This window comes from Bradyrhizobium sp. STM 3566 (genome assembly GCF_045571445.1).
Taxonomy (GTDB): Bacteria; Pseudomonadota; Alphaproteobacteria; order Rhizobiales; family Xanthobacteraceae; genus Bradyrhizobium; species Bradyrhizobium vignae.
This window is the reverse complement of record NZ_CP120692.1, coordinates 1,298,859-1,311,633: the sequence shown is the minus strand read 5'-3', so window position 1 is coordinate 1,311,633 and position 12,775 is coordinate 1,298,859. Positions and strand designations below refer to the sequence as shown.

At 66.7% G+C, this 12,775-nt stretch carries 12 protein-coding genes; 5 read left to right on the top strand and 7 right to left on the bottom strand.

Going from position 1 to position 12,775, the window contains the following annotated elements:
* Nucleotides 1-12: 12 nt before the first annotated feature.
* Nucleotides 13-888, bottom strand: a complete 876-nt coding sequence (locus tag P6U27_RS06305; protein ID WP_122401122.1) for a dihydrodipicolinate synthase family protein — start codon at nucleotides 886-888, stop codon at nucleotides 13-15.
* Between the two features lie 58 nt (nucleotides 889-946).
* Nucleotides 947-1,912 carry a VOC family protein gene (locus tag P6U27_RS06300; RefSeq protein ID WP_122401121.1) on the bottom strand — a complete coding sequence of 322 codons (966 nt, stop codon included), beginning with the start codon at nucleotides 1,910-1,912 and terminating at the stop codon, nucleotides 947-949.
* A gap of 202 nt (nucleotides 1,913-2,114) precedes the next feature.
* Here P6U27_RS06300 and P6U27_RS06295 point away from each other — a divergent pair, with 202 nt between their 5' ends.
* Nucleotides 2,115-2,981 (top strand): S1C family serine protease, encoded by an 867-nt coding sequence (locus P6U27_RS06295; protein ID WP_209296306.1) that lies wholly within the window; start codon nucleotides 2,115-2,117, stop codon nucleotides 2,979-2,981.
* Nucleotides 2,978-3,349 carry a response regulator transcription factor gene (locus P6U27_RS06290; RefSeq protein WP_209296305.1) on the top strand — a complete coding sequence of 124 codons (372 nt, stop codon included), beginning with the start codon at nucleotides 2,978-2,980 and terminating at the stop codon, nucleotides 3,347-3,349. Before P6U27_RS06295 ends, P6U27_RS06290 begins: the two co-directional genes overlap by 4 nt.
* 12 nt (nucleotides 3,350-3,361) lie before the next feature.
* Here the strand turns inward: P6U27_RS06290 and P6U27_RS06285 are convergent, their stop codons facing one another.
* The 4 genes from P6U27_RS06285 to P6U27_RS06270 all read right to left on the bottom strand — a co-directional run bounded on the left by P6U27_RS06285 (nucleotide 3,362) and on the right by P6U27_RS06270 (nucleotide 8,337).
* The gene (locus tag P6U27_RS06285) at nucleotides 3,362-4,438 is read right to left on the bottom strand and encodes a HAMP domain-containing sensor histidine kinase (RefSeq protein ID WP_129142424.1); all 1,077 of its coding nucleotides are present in this window, start codon (nucleotides 4,436-4,438) and stop codon (nucleotides 3,362-3,364) included.
* Nucleotides 4,425-5,117: a response regulator transcription factor gene (locus tag P6U27_RS06280; RefSeq protein WP_122401117.1), complete on the bottom strand. Its 693-nt coding sequence runs from the start codon at nucleotides 5,115-5,117 to the stop codon at nucleotides 4,425-4,427. Before P6U27_RS06280 ends, P6U27_RS06285 begins: the two co-directional genes overlap by 14 nt.
* 97 nt (nucleotides 5,118-5,214) lie before the next feature.
* Nucleotides 5,215-5,709 carry a hypothetical protein gene (locus P6U27_RS06275; RefSeq protein ID WP_209296304.1) on the bottom strand — a complete coding sequence of 165 codons (495 nt, stop codon included), beginning with the start codon at nucleotides 5,707-5,709 and terminating at the stop codon, nucleotides 5,215-5,217.
* A 291-nt stretch (nucleotides 5,710-6,000) separates the two neighbouring features.
* Nucleotides 6,001-8,337 carry a Tex family protein gene (locus P6U27_RS06270; RefSeq protein ID WP_407193738.1) on the bottom strand — a complete coding sequence of 779 codons (2,337 nt, stop codon included), beginning with the start codon at nucleotides 8,335-8,337 and terminating at the stop codon, nucleotides 6,001-6,003.
* A gap of 328 nt (nucleotides 8,338-8,665) precedes the next feature.
* Between P6U27_RS06270 and P6U27_RS06265 the strand changes: the two genes are divergently transcribed.
* A complete protein-coding gene (locus P6U27_RS06265) occupies nucleotides 8,666-9,772 on the top strand; it encodes a ring-opening amidohydrolase (protein WP_209296302.1) in 1,107 nt (368 codons plus the stop codon).
* Between the two features lie 107 nt (nucleotides 9,773-9,879).
* Nucleotides 9,880-11,349, top strand: coding sequence for an amidase (locus tag P6U27_RS06260; RefSeq protein ID WP_162500134.1), 1,470 nt, complete (start codon nucleotides 9,880-9,882; stop codon nucleotides 11,347-11,349).
* Nucleotides 11,350-11,388: 39 nt separating this feature from the next.
* Here P6U27_RS06260 and P6U27_RS06255 read toward each other — a convergent pair whose 3' ends face one another.
* The gene (locus tag P6U27_RS06255) at nucleotides 11,389-11,706 is read right to left on the bottom strand and encodes a hypothetical protein (protein ID WP_162500133.1); all 318 of its coding nucleotides are present in this window, start codon (nucleotides 11,704-11,706) and stop codon (nucleotides 11,389-11,391) included.
* 144 nt (nucleotides 11,707-11,850) lie between these two features.
* Here P6U27_RS06255 and P6U27_RS06250 point away from each other — a divergent pair, with 144 nt between their 5' ends.
* Nucleotides 11,851-12,759: a PaaI family thioesterase gene (locus P6U27_RS06250; RefSeq protein WP_122401112.1), complete on the top strand. Its 909-nt coding sequence runs from the start codon at nucleotides 11,851-11,853 to the stop codon at nucleotides 12,757-12,759.
* Nucleotides 12,760-12,775: the final 16 nt, after the last annotated feature.

Below are 12,775 nucleotides of genomic sequence, written 5' to 3'. Positions count from 1 at the left end.
CGTGACAATCGGCTATGCCAACTCCCTCAGCGCGGCTTCGACGATCCTGCGCTGCTCGACTGTCAGCGCGGCCTGCGGCGGGACGGGGTCGCCGACGTCGTAGCCCTGGATCGAAAGGCCGGCCTTGATGCAGGCGGCGAGGTTGAAGCGGGCGAAGGCTTCGTTGATGCGCCACAGCCGGCGCTGGAGCGACATGGCCTCGTCCCAGCGGCCGGCCCTGCAGAGGTCGTAGAGCATCACGCTCTGGCGCGGGATGATGCAGGCAGGTCCCGCCATCCAGCCGCGGCCGCCGATCAGCATCACCGCCGCCGGAATGTGGGCGGAGGCGGAGAACACGCGCAAGGCGTCCCCGCAGCGGTTCATGATCGAGAGCAGCCGGCCGGTGTTGGTCGAGGCGTCCTTGATGTAGCCGATGCGCGGATGCTCGGCGAGGCGCGCTATGACGTCGAGGGTGAGATCGGAGCGCTGGAATTGCGGATTGGTGTAGATGACGACGGGAATGTCCACGGCATCGGCCATGGCGCGGAAGTAGGACTCCACCTGGACATCCGAGAGCGGGAAATAAGCCTCCAGGATCGCCAGGATGCCGTCGGCGCCGAGGGCCTGATAGGCTCTCGCCTGCGCCACCGCATCCGCCGTCGAAGTGGAGACAACGCCGGCTACGACCGGCACGCGGCCCCTCGCCGCCTCGATCGTGGTCCGTACGACAGAGGTGCGTTGCGCTGCATTGAGATAGGCGAATTCGCCGGTCGAGCCCAGCGGCGTCAGCCCGTGGACGCCGGCAGCGATCAGGTCCTCACATAGCTTCGCAAGGACGTTCGTCCGCACCGTGCCGTCGGCATCAACGGGAGATACGAGGTAGGGAAAGACGCCGTGGAATTCGGACATGTCGGGCTCCCGGAGAGCAGCTGGCACCCGACGGTATTACCAACGCCAGCTCCAGCGATCAAACCTTGAGCAAGCGTACCCGCGTGCCCCAGGGATCGATCGCTTCCAGGCCGTCGGCAAGCGCCGTGACCTTCACACCGTTCTTGCGCAGGCGCTCCTCCTGGGCGGCGAGCAGCTCCGGCTTCGCCATCATCAGAGAAAACCAGGCAAGTCCCGTCGTCTGCTCATCGCGTTGGCCGGCGCCCTGGCTCTGCCAGACGTTCATGCCAAGGTGATGGTGGTAGCGGCCCGACGACAGGAACGCCGCGCCGTCGCGGCGGCGGGTCGGGTCGAGACCAACCGTGCCATGATAGAAGCTCTCGGCCTGCGCGAGATCGCCGACGCGAAGATGCATGTGGCCGACGCGCATTCCGTCCGGCGCTTTGGCATAGTCGGCAACGCGCGTATTGGTCAGCGACAGCAGGTCGGGGATGTTGAGCTCGTCGGTCGCCATCTTCACGCTCCCCTCGCTCCATTGCCATTGCGAAGGGTCGCGGTCGGCATAGACCTCGATGCCGTTGCCCTCGGGATCGTCGAGATAGATGGATTCAGAGACGAGGTGATCGGCAAAGCCCGACAGCGGCACGCGATGCGAGGCCGCGTGAACCAGCCAGCGCGCCAGATCCTTGCGGGTCGGCATCAGGAAAGCGGTGTGATAGAGGCCGGCGGCGTTGCGCGGCTCGATCGCCGCATCGGGACGAGCTTCCAGCGCGAGCAGCTTGATGCCAGCCGTGCCGAGCTTCGCGCCGGTTGCCGAACGCTCCATCACGGTGAGACCGATCACGTCGCGGTAGTAGTCCGCGATCTTCTCGAGATTCTTCACCCGGAGCGTCACCATGCCGACCCGCATCGGCGTGCGGCTGGCATAGGTCGGGCCGCCGCCCTGCGGTGTGCCCTCGGCGCGCGCCGCCGCTGCGGCGGCCATCGCAAGCGAGGTGGCGCCGGCCAGTTGAAGCAGGGTGCGGCGGGTGAGATCGATGGTCATCAGTCAGGGCTCGCTGAAATCCTTGGGGCCAAAGGGCGCACTTTCGGGATTGCTACACGTTCCCGTGAGGCGCTCCCAATCACATGTTCGTCGGCCGTGGTCCTGCAGCGGACTGCCCTGTCCCTGCTCTGGTCCTGGCCACCCGGCCAGTTTCGCAATCGTGCGCGGCATCCCAGATTGAGGGCAGCTACAGGAGCCTGCCATGACCGATTCAACTCCTCTGACCTTGCTGTCGTCCGCGCTCGCGGACGTGGTCGCGCGCACCGCGCCCTCCGTCGTCTCCGTGCATTCGCATCGCGCCCGCGCAACCGGCTTTGCCTGGAAGCCCGGTCTGATCGTCACTGCCGATGAGGCGCTGGCCGACGAGGGCGAGGTCGAGATCGGCCTCGCTGACGGCAGCCGGGTCGCGGCCACGATCGCCGGCCGCGACCACACGACCGACATCGCGCTGCTGCGCACTGAGGCCTCTGTCGCACCGGTCAAACTCGCCTCCACGGTCCCGCCCCTCGGCGGGCTGTCGATCGTGGTCGCCACCCATCGCGAGACGCCGAGCGCCGCGCTTGGAATGGTATCGGCGTCCGGCAAGGGCTGGCGCTCCTTGCGCGGAGGCGACATCGACGCCCGGATCGAGCTCGACGTTCGCCTGCGCGATAGCCAGCAGGGCGGTCTCGCGCTCGACGCATCGGGCGATGCCTTCGGCATGGCGGTGCTCGGGCCGCGGCGCGTCCTCGTCATTCCGACGGCGACGATCGAACGTGTCGCGCCGCAGCTTGAGGCACGTGGCCGCATCGCACGCGGATATCTCGGCCTCGGGCTCCAGCCGGTGCGGCTCGACGATGGCGTCGGGGCGATGGTGATGAGTGTCGACAAGGCCGGCCCCTCGGCCGCGGCCGGCATCCGCCAGGGCGACGTGATCGTCGCGGTCAACGACCAGAAGCTGTCCGGCGTGCGCGCCTTGTCGCGGACGCTCGGACCTTCGAGCGTCGGCGCGGTGGTCGAAGTCGCCGCCCGCCGCGGCGGCGAGCCGGTCAGCTTCAAGGTCACGGTCGGCGAGAGGCCTGAGGCGTGAGCGAGGACAACGCGCCCGAGATCGTGCTGTCGCTGGAGATCGACGATCCCGCTCTCGCCGATCGCCTGGCGAAGCTGCTGGGCAACGTCACAGGGTTACGCCTCGCCGCGCCCGGCGAAGCGGCCTCAGTGACGGTTGTCGCCCGCGATCCGCGCATCAGGCCCGAAGACATCGCGCTGACCCAGCGCGAGCTCGACGTGCTGGCGCTGATGGCCGAAGGCGCCTCCAACAAGATGATCGCCCGACAGCTCGGCATCTCCGTGCACACCGTGAAATTCCACGTCGGCTCGCTGCTCGACAAGCTGGATGCCACCGGACGCACCGATGCGGTCGCGCATGCGGCGCGGCGTGGCGTGATCGAGCTTTGACACCGCCGGGCGTCACGGCGCCGACGTCGCCCGGAAGCGGAGCTCGACCTTCAGGCCCGGCGCATTGTCTTGCAGCGCAACCTCGGCGCCATGAAGGCGCGCGACCGCGGCGACGAGGCTGAGGCCGAGACCATTGCCCGGCGTGTAGCGGCTCTGCTCGAGTCGATAGAAGCGCTTGAAGACGTGATCGCGCTGCTCGGCGGGAATGCCGGGACCGTCGTCGGCAATGGATATCAACGCACCGCCATCGGCTCTGCGGCAGCTCACGGTCACCTGCCCGCCCTTGCGGCCGTGCTTGATCGCGTTGTCGACGAGATTGGCGATGGCGTCGAACAGCAGATCGCGGTCGCCGGTGATCGCCACCGCGCGGTCACCATCGAGGCTGAGGCGCGTGGCGACCTGCTCGGCGGCGGCATCGTAGAGCTCGACGACCTCGCCGGCGATCTCGGCGAGATCAAGCGCGCGGAAGGCACCGGTGCGGGCCCGCGTCTCGATCTCGGAGATCCGCGTGATGGAGGCGAACATGCCGAGCACGGCATCGAGATCGGCGATGGTGTCGCCGATCAGCGCCGCGTCGGCTTCGCTGTTGCGCGGCGCGTGGAAGGCCTTCTCCAGCCGGCCGCGCATGCGTGTCAACGGCGTGCGCAGATCATGCGCGACATTGTCGCTGACCTGCTTGACCTCGCCCATCAGCGTCTCGATGCGGTCGAGCATCTGGTTGAGATTTTCGGCGACGCGATCCCACTCGTCATTGCTGCCCCGCAGGGGAATACGCTGGTCGAGGCCGGAGAGCATGATGGCGCGGCTGGTGGCGTTGATCTGTTCGATCCGTCCGACCGTGCGTCGCGTCACCAGCACGGCTGCGAGCCCGGCGAGCACCAGCAGCAGCGCAGCGACGGCAGCCATCGCGAGCTCGATCATGCCGGTGAAACCGTCATGATCGACGACAGTGCCGACCCGGCGCTCGACATAGGCGAGCGTGCCGAAATAGACATAGGCCATGATCGCCGCCACGATCAGCCCGAATGTCGCGATCGCGATCAGCGCCAGGCGGAAGGTCGAGGAGCGGAGGGTCTTAGCCAGGAGCACGGAGACAGTATCCGATGCCGCGGATGGTGTGGATCAGCGGATAAGCCTGGGCGTCGTCGACCTTGCGGCGGACGCGCCCGACATAGACGTCGATGATGTTGGTGGAGGGATCGAAATGCAGGTCCCAGACATGCTGCAGGAGCATCGCGCGGGAGACGACGCGGCCCTCGTTGCGGACGAGATATTCGAGCAGCTGGAATTCACGCGGCAGCAGCGGAATCTTGCGGCCGCGGCGGCTCGCGCTACGCGCGATCAGGTCGATGGCGAGATCGCCGACGCGCAGCAGCGTTTCCTTGGCGATGGTCTCGCTGCGGCGGCCGAGCGCCTCCAGCCGCGCCAGCAATTCGGTGAAGGAAAATGGCTTGACGAGATAATCGTCGCCGCCGGCGCGCAGGCCGCGCACGCGGTCGTCGACTTCGCCGAGTGCGGAGATGATCAGAAAGGGTGAGGCGACGCCGTCATCGCGCAGCTGGCGCATCACGCTGATCCCGTCGATATCGGGTAGCATGCGGTCGATTGTGATCACGGCATAGTCGCGCGCCGAACCATGGCTCAGCGCTTCGCGCCCGGTGGCGGCGAGATCGACGTCATAGCCCGAGGTCGTCAGTTCCTCGACGAGCTGGCCTGCGGTTTCCGGATCGTCCTCGACGACCAGGATGCGGCGGTGACCTCCGGTCATGCAAGACTCCGCGCGACGGTCGCCACCAGACTATCCCGTTCCGGGGCTGAGCGGAACTGCCCGGTGGCGATCGCGACAATGGTGCGGTCCGGCGATGCTAGTACCAATCGTACCCGCACACATTGACCCATTGCCATCCGTAGGGCGTCCAGCTCCTGCGCCAGCAGCCGTCATAGTAACTGGCATAGATGAAAGGCGCGCCGAAGAAGGCGAAGCGGTGGAAGCGATGATGCCGGAAGAAGAAGGCATGTCGGCCAATGAAGGGCCTGTGGAATGCCGTGCCGGCAAACCGCGGTCCGAAGGCGGCGCGGGTCGCGAACGGCGCACCGGCAAAGCGCGGCCCGATCGCCGCGTGAGCGGCCATCGGGGAACCGGCGAAGCGGGCGCCACCGAAATGAGCGCCGCCCATGCCGCCCACCCGCATGCCCCCGCCCATTCCGCCGACGTGCATGCCGCCACCACCGAAATGCCCGCCGCCAAAGCCACCATGGCCGCCGCCGCCAAAACCACCGCGCGCGAGAGCGGGCGCCGCAGCCGCCAGCGTCGCAGCAACTGTCGCCGCGACGAGCCCTGTGAGAAGCCTGTTCTTCATCGGAATATCCTCCTTGCAGTGCAGCGCTAGTCCCGCTGCACGAAGGGGATCAGGAGATGCGAATGGGCTGTCCCTATCAACTTACAAATGCGCCAGTTTCTGACGCCGGTGTTAGGGAGGGCAGGCTCTCTCCCCGTCATTGCGAGGAGCCCTTGCAACGAAGCAAAATCCAGAGTCCCGCCGCGAAAGGGTTCTGGATGGCTTCGCTGCGCTCGCAATGACGATGTGGCGAGAGTTTGCCGTACGGCGAGTAGCCGACCTCTCTCCGCAAAGAGCGGGGAGAGGCAGAAGTCACGCCCGCTTACCGCCGCTCTTCTCCGCAGCCCTGCGCAGCGCCTCCGCGAGCGCGCCGCCGCCGGAGGACTCCTGCTTGCGCGGCGCCGACGAGGTCATACGGCTCGCGTTGCGCGAGCCGTTGTCGCGCTGCATGCCGGGGGCGTCCTTCTTGGCGCCGACCTCGTCGTCGAGGCGCAGCGTCAGCGAGATGCGCTTGCGGGCGACCTCGAAATCCAGCACCTTAACCTTGACGATGTCGCCGGGCTTCACCACCTCGCGCGGATCCTTGATGTAGTTCCTGGACATCGCCGAGATGTGCACGAGGCCGTCCTGGTGCACGCCGATGTCGACGAAGGCACCGAAGGCAGCGACGTTGGTCACGGTACCCTCGAGGATCATGCCCTTCTTCAGGTCCTTGATCTCCTCGACGCCCTCCTTGAACACGGCAGCCTTGAACGCCGGTCGCGGGTCGCGGCCGGGCTTTTCCAATTCGCGCAGGATGTCGGTCACGGTCGGCAATCCAAACGTCTCGTCGACGAAATCCTTCGGCTTCAGCGTGCGAACGACGTCGCTGTTGCCGATCAATGCCTTGATGTCGCTCTTGGTCGCTTCGAGAATCCGGCGCACCACGGGATAGGCTTCGGGATGCACGCCGGAGGCATCGAGCGGGTCCTCGCCGCCGAGGATGCGCAAGAAGCCCGCGCACTGCTCGAACGCCTTCGGCCCGAGCCGTGGCACGTCCTTGAGCGCCTTGCGCGACTTGAACGGGCCGTTGGCGTCGCGATGCGCCACGATGCTCTGGGCAAGGCCGGAGCCGACGCCCGACACGCGTGCCAGCAGCGGCGCGGAGGCGGTGTTGACGTCGACGCCGACGGCATTCACGCAATCCTCGACCACGGCATCGAGCGATTTGGCGAGCTTGGCCTGGCCGAGGTCGTGCTGATACTGGCCGACGCCGATCGCCTTGGGCTCGATCTTGACGAGCTCGGCGAGCGGATCCTGCAGGCGACGCGCGATCGAGACCGCGCCGCGCAGCGTGACATCGAGGCCGGGCAACTCCTCCGAGGCAAAGGCCGAGGCCGAATAGACCGAGGCGCCGGCTTCCGACACCACGATCTTGTTCATCTTCAGCTCAGGCAGCCCCTTCACCAGCTCGGTCGCGAGCTTGTCGGTCTCGCGCGAGGCGGTGCCGTTGCCAATCGCGATCAGCTCGACGCGATGCTTCAGCGCGAGCCGGCCGAGCGTCGCCAGCGACTCGTTCCACTGCCGCTGCGGCTCGTGCGGATAGATCGCGGTGGTGTCGACCACCTTGCCGGTGGCATCGACGACGGCGACCTTCACGCCGGTGCGGTAGCCGGGGTCGAGCCCCATGGTGACGCGGGTGCCGGCGGGCGCCGCCAGCAAGAGGTCGCGCAGGTTCGAGGCGAACACGCGCACGGCCTCGGTCTCGGCCGAGTTCCACAGCCGCATCCGCAGGTCGATGTTGAGATGGACCTGGATCTTGGTGCGCCAGGCCCAGCGCACGGTGTCGATCAGCCAGCGGTCGCCGGGGCGCTTGAGATCGGCGATGCCGAAGCGCTTCATGATCTTGAGTTCATAGGCACTCGGCACGCCCGGCGGCGGCGCTTCGGCCTCGGCTTGAATTTGCAAGTCGAGGATCTCTTCCTTCTCGCCGCGGAACATCGCGAGGATGCGGTGCGACGGCAGCTTGGTCAGCGGCTCGGAGAAATCGAAGTAGTCGGCGAACTTTTCGCCCTCGGTCTTCTTGCCGTCGCGCACCTTGGAGGCCATGCGCGCGTTGGTCCACATTTCCTCGCGCAGAGCACCGATCAAGTCGGCGTCCTCGTCGAACCGTTCGACCAGGATGGCGCGGGCACCATCGAGCGCGGCGGCGGCATCCACCACGCCCTTATCGGCGTTGACAAAGCCTTCCGCCACGACCTTCGGATCGTTGCCGGGCTCGGCCATGAGCTGATTGGCGAGCGGCTCGAGGCCGGCTTCCTTGGCGATCTCCGCCTTGGTGCGGCGCTTCGGCTTGAACGGCAGGTAGATGTCCTCGAGGCGTGCCTTGCTGTCGGCGGCCATGATGGAGGCTTCGAGGGCGGCGTCGAGCTTGCCCTGCTCGCGGACCGATTCGAGGATGGCCTTGCGGCGGTCTTCGAGCTCACGCAGATAAACCAGGCGCTCCTCCAGGGTGCGCAATTGCGCGTCATCGAGCGCACCGGTCGCTTCCTTGCGGTAGCGGGCGATGAAGGGAACGGTGGCGCCGCCGTCGAGCAGCGTCACCGCCGCCTCGACCTGCTCGGCGCGAACCCCAAGCTCCTGCGCAATTTTCTGGTTGATGTTGGCCACGCGAGATTCCCTCTGTCAAAGCACGCGGCGCAGGGGCGAACCACCGGCCGCGGGACGGAGCTTATGGACCAACCAAGGTTGATTCATCAAGGTGCGGCGGAGGACCTTCGACAGAGGATTTTTTGCTGGATCGATGCGATCTCGCCACATTCGTGGGGGCTGGCGGCTTCTCTCTTGCGTCGCGGCAGACCAGAATAGCCGGCCGTCATCCTGAGAGGGTGTGAACCTTTTTCAGGCTGACGGTGAAAGTGCATCGCTTGCAGCTTGACATCAGCCCCGCGTTCCGCGCCTGCTTGATCCGCCGGACCACCGAACTCTGAGGACCAGTATGCCTGCAACATCGGTCGGCGTTTTCAAGATCGCGACCAGCGGCCCCGGCGACGTCTCCGGCCTCATGAGCCTGATCAGCTCCGGCACGATCGATCCCAAGTCGATCCTCGCGATCCTCGGCAAGACCGAGGGCAATGGCGGCGTCAACGACTTTACGCGGGAATATGCCGTTGCCGCGCTGTGCACCGCACTTGCACCACACCTCAACCTGCCGCCGCACGACGTCGAGCAGCGCATTGCCTTCGTGATGTCCGGCGGCACCGAAGGCGTGCTCAGCCCGCATGTCACGGTATTCACACGCCGGACGGTCGAAGCTCGTCCGGACGGCCGCTCCGGCAAGCGGCTGAGCATCGGCATGGCGCAGACGCGGGACCTCCTCCCTGAGGAGCTCGGCCGCGCGACGCAGATCACGGAAACGGCGACGGCCGTGAAGGCCGCGATGGCGGACGCCGGCATCAGCGATCCCGCCGACGTCCATTTCGTGCAGATCAAATGCCCGCTGCTCACCAGTGATCGCATCGCGGCGGCAGCGGCGCGCGGCAGCAAGACAACGACGACCAGCGCCTACGCCTCGATGGCCTATTCCCTCGGCGCTTCCGCGCTCGGCGTCGCCGTCGCGCTCGGCGAGATCGCGCCTGGTATCCGCGACGAGGACGTGCTGCGGCGCTACGACCTGTTCTCGAAGGTCGCCTCGACCTCGTCCGGGATCGAGCTGATGCACAACGTCGTCATCGTGCTCGGCAATTCAACATCGTCAGCAAGTGAGTTCGAAATCGGGCACGCCGTGATGAAGGACGCGATCGATGCCGCCGCAGTGATGGCGGCCCTGAACAGCGTCGGGCTTGGTACTACGCCGCAATCAAGCCGTGAGCTCGTCAACGTCTTCGCCAAGGCCGAGGCTTCGCCTGACGGCAGCGTACGCGGCTTTCGCCACACCATGCTGGAGGACACCGACATCAGCGCGACGCGCCATGCCCGCGCTGCGGTCGGCGGACTGCTCGCGGGCCTTGCCGGCAATGGTGCGGTCTACGTCTCCGGCGGCGCCGAGCATCAGGGACCTGCGGGCGGCGGGCCGGTTGCAGCGATCGCGCGGCTCTCTTCCTGATAGGGCGACCCCACCGCGCCGTGCAACCCTGCCCCTCGCGCCGGCTCGGTTGATTCACGCCCGCCCTTGCGAAAAAGGTGACGCTGCTACCGAGGGGATTTGATTTCATGACTTTGCCGATGAGCTGGAGTGAATGGGCGCAGCACGATGGCGTCGCGCTGGCGGGACGCGTCCGCAAGGGCGAGCTGACGGCGAAGGAACTGGCACGGCAGGCCGCCGCGGGCATCGCCAAGGTCAATCCGGCACTGTCGGGCGTAGTCGAGCTGTTCGAGGACGTGATCGCCGATCCCGCCAAGGATGGCGCCAATCTTGCGGGTCCGTTCGGCGGCCTGCCCTTCCTGATGAAGGACCTCGGGCCGACCATGAAGGGCCGGCTCCAGGAAATGGGCTCGCTGTTGATGCGCGGCAATCGCGCCGCGGCCGACACGTTCCTGACAGGTAAATTCCGTCAGGCGGGGCTCAATCTGATCGGGCGCACCACGACGCCGGAATTCGGCGTATGCAGCTCGGCCGACAATCCCGCCGTCTACGTCACGCGCAATCCCTGGAATACCGACTACACCACCTGCGGCTCGTCAGCCGGCAGCGCCGCGATGGTCGCCGCCGGCGTTGTGCCGATCGCGCATGCGACCGATGGTGGCGGCTCGATCCGCATTCCCGCCGGCGTCAACGGCAATATCGGACTGAAGGTCTCGCGCGGCGTGTTCTCGCTGGCGCCGCACATGTCCGACCTCACCGGCCTCGTCTCGATCCAGGGCTGCCAGTCGCGTTCCGTGCGCGACACCGCCGCCTTCGTCGATCACGCGAGGGGACCGGCGCCGGGCGAGTTCATGCCGTTCTGGACCACGGCGCAGCCTTATTGCGAGATGATCAAGCGGGACCCGGCAAAGCTTCGCATCGCGCTGTCGCATACATGGGGCGACTACACCGCGACGCCCGAGATCGCCGCGGAGCTGGCGAAGGCCGGTCGCTTCCTCGAAGGCCTCGGCCATCACGTCGACTACGCGCTGCCCGAGCTCGATTTCCGTGCCGCGTTCGCAGCGCAGACCACCTGCTACATCTCGAACTTCGCGGTGGTGATCTCCAACTTGCTGGCCGCGCGCGGGCTGGAAAGGCCGCCGGAAGACCTGATCGAGCCCATGAACGTCCGGATCTGGGAAGCCGGCCGGCACACGAGCTTCGCCGAGCGGGCGAAGATGCAAGGCGTATTCAACACGACCTCACGCGGTTTCGGCGCGTTCTTCGAGCAGTGGGACGTGATCCTGACGCCGATCACGGCGCTGCCGACGCCGAAGGTCGGCACCAAGGAATACCTCACCATCTCCGATAATCCCGATGTGCTCGACTGGTTCGGCAATCTCTGGCGCTTCTTCGCCTTCACGCCGCTCGCCAATCTCTGCGGCATGCCGGCGATCTCGCTGCCGATGGCCGCGCAGGACCACGGCCTGCCGCTAGGCATCCAGGCGATCGCCAAGCAGGCCAATGACGGCCTGCTTCTCCAGCTCGCCGCCCAGATCGAACGCGCACTCGATGGCAAGTGGAACGGCGGCAAGAAGCCGAAGGTGCATGTGGGCTGAGAAGCTGGGATTGCCCTGACAGGCGATCGCGCTTCTGCCTCAATTCTTCACCGCCGGGATGTCCTCCGTCGGCTGCTGCTGGCCCTGCTTGTACATCGCGAGCGCCTTGTCGAGCGCTTCGCGCAGCGCCAGCGCGGCGGCCACGCTGCAACGTAAGTGCGCGGTCTGGACCACGTCGACCCTGACGGCGGCGCCGACCGGCATCAGCAGGTTTGCGGCGAGTTCGATCTGGATCGCGCCGTTGTGGTGGCCGAAACAGGAAGCGCCATCGAAATAGATGATCGGCGCCCGCTCGGCGCTGGAGGTCGAAATGGTGACGGGCCCCTGGGCGGTCGAGGGCGTTTCGGGATCGGCCATGGGCACTCCTTACAACGAGTCGAACGAACGGAGCCCCACCATCGTCGCTTCGGACCGCCCTGTCGAGGCCAAACCGCTCCAGGCCGAGCAGCGACGCCCATTCGGGGTTTTGCACGGCGCCCGGCGCTGGTCTAGAACCTGCTCATGTCCAGCACACCGACCGCACTCCCTTTCGAGGAACTCGCCGAGGCCATCCAGGGCCGGCGCTCCGATTACGGCCATATCAGCGGGCTCCAGCTCGATCGCTTCGCGCCGGCCGAGGCCTGGTCCAGCCTGCCCTACCGTCCCGTCTTCGTCGGCGACACCGAGACCGGCGTTCTGCATGGCGGCGTCGTCACCGCGATGCTGGACGAGAGCTGCGGCATGGCGGTGCAACTTGCGCTCGACGGCACGCGCGCGATTGCAACCCTGGACTTACGTATCGACTACCAGAAGCCGGCAACACCCGGCCTCGACATCAAGGCGCATTCGGTGTGCTACCGCACCACGCGCTCGATCGCCTTCGTGCGCTCCACCGCCTATCAGGAATCCGAGGACGATCCGGTCGCGACCGCGACCGCCTGCTTCATGATCGGCGCCAACCGCACCAACATGCTCGCCGATCGCCGGATGGACTTGCGCAGCATCCCGACTCTGGAGGCGCCGGAGGATCCGGATGGCCCGTTTGCGAATAGCCCGTTCGCGCGCTGCCTCGGCATCCGCGTCAACGACAATGGCACGCTGACGATGCCGTTCTCGCCGAAGATCATCGGCAATCCGATCCTGCCCGCGATCCACGGCGGCATGACCGGCGCCTTCCTCGAGACCACCGCGATCGTCGGCGTGGCACGTGAGCTCGGCGCTGCCGCGCCGCCCAAGCCGATCGGCCTCACCGTCAACTACTTGCGCTCCGGTCGCGCCCTCGACACGTTTGCCAACGTCTCGATCGTGAAGCAGGGCCGACGCATCGTGGCCTTCGAGGCGCGGGCCTGGCAGGACGATGCGAACAAGCCGATCGCCACCGCTTTCGGTCACTTCATGCTGCGGTCAACGCCGGGCCTCGAGCAGGATTAAGTCGCATCTGGCGGTA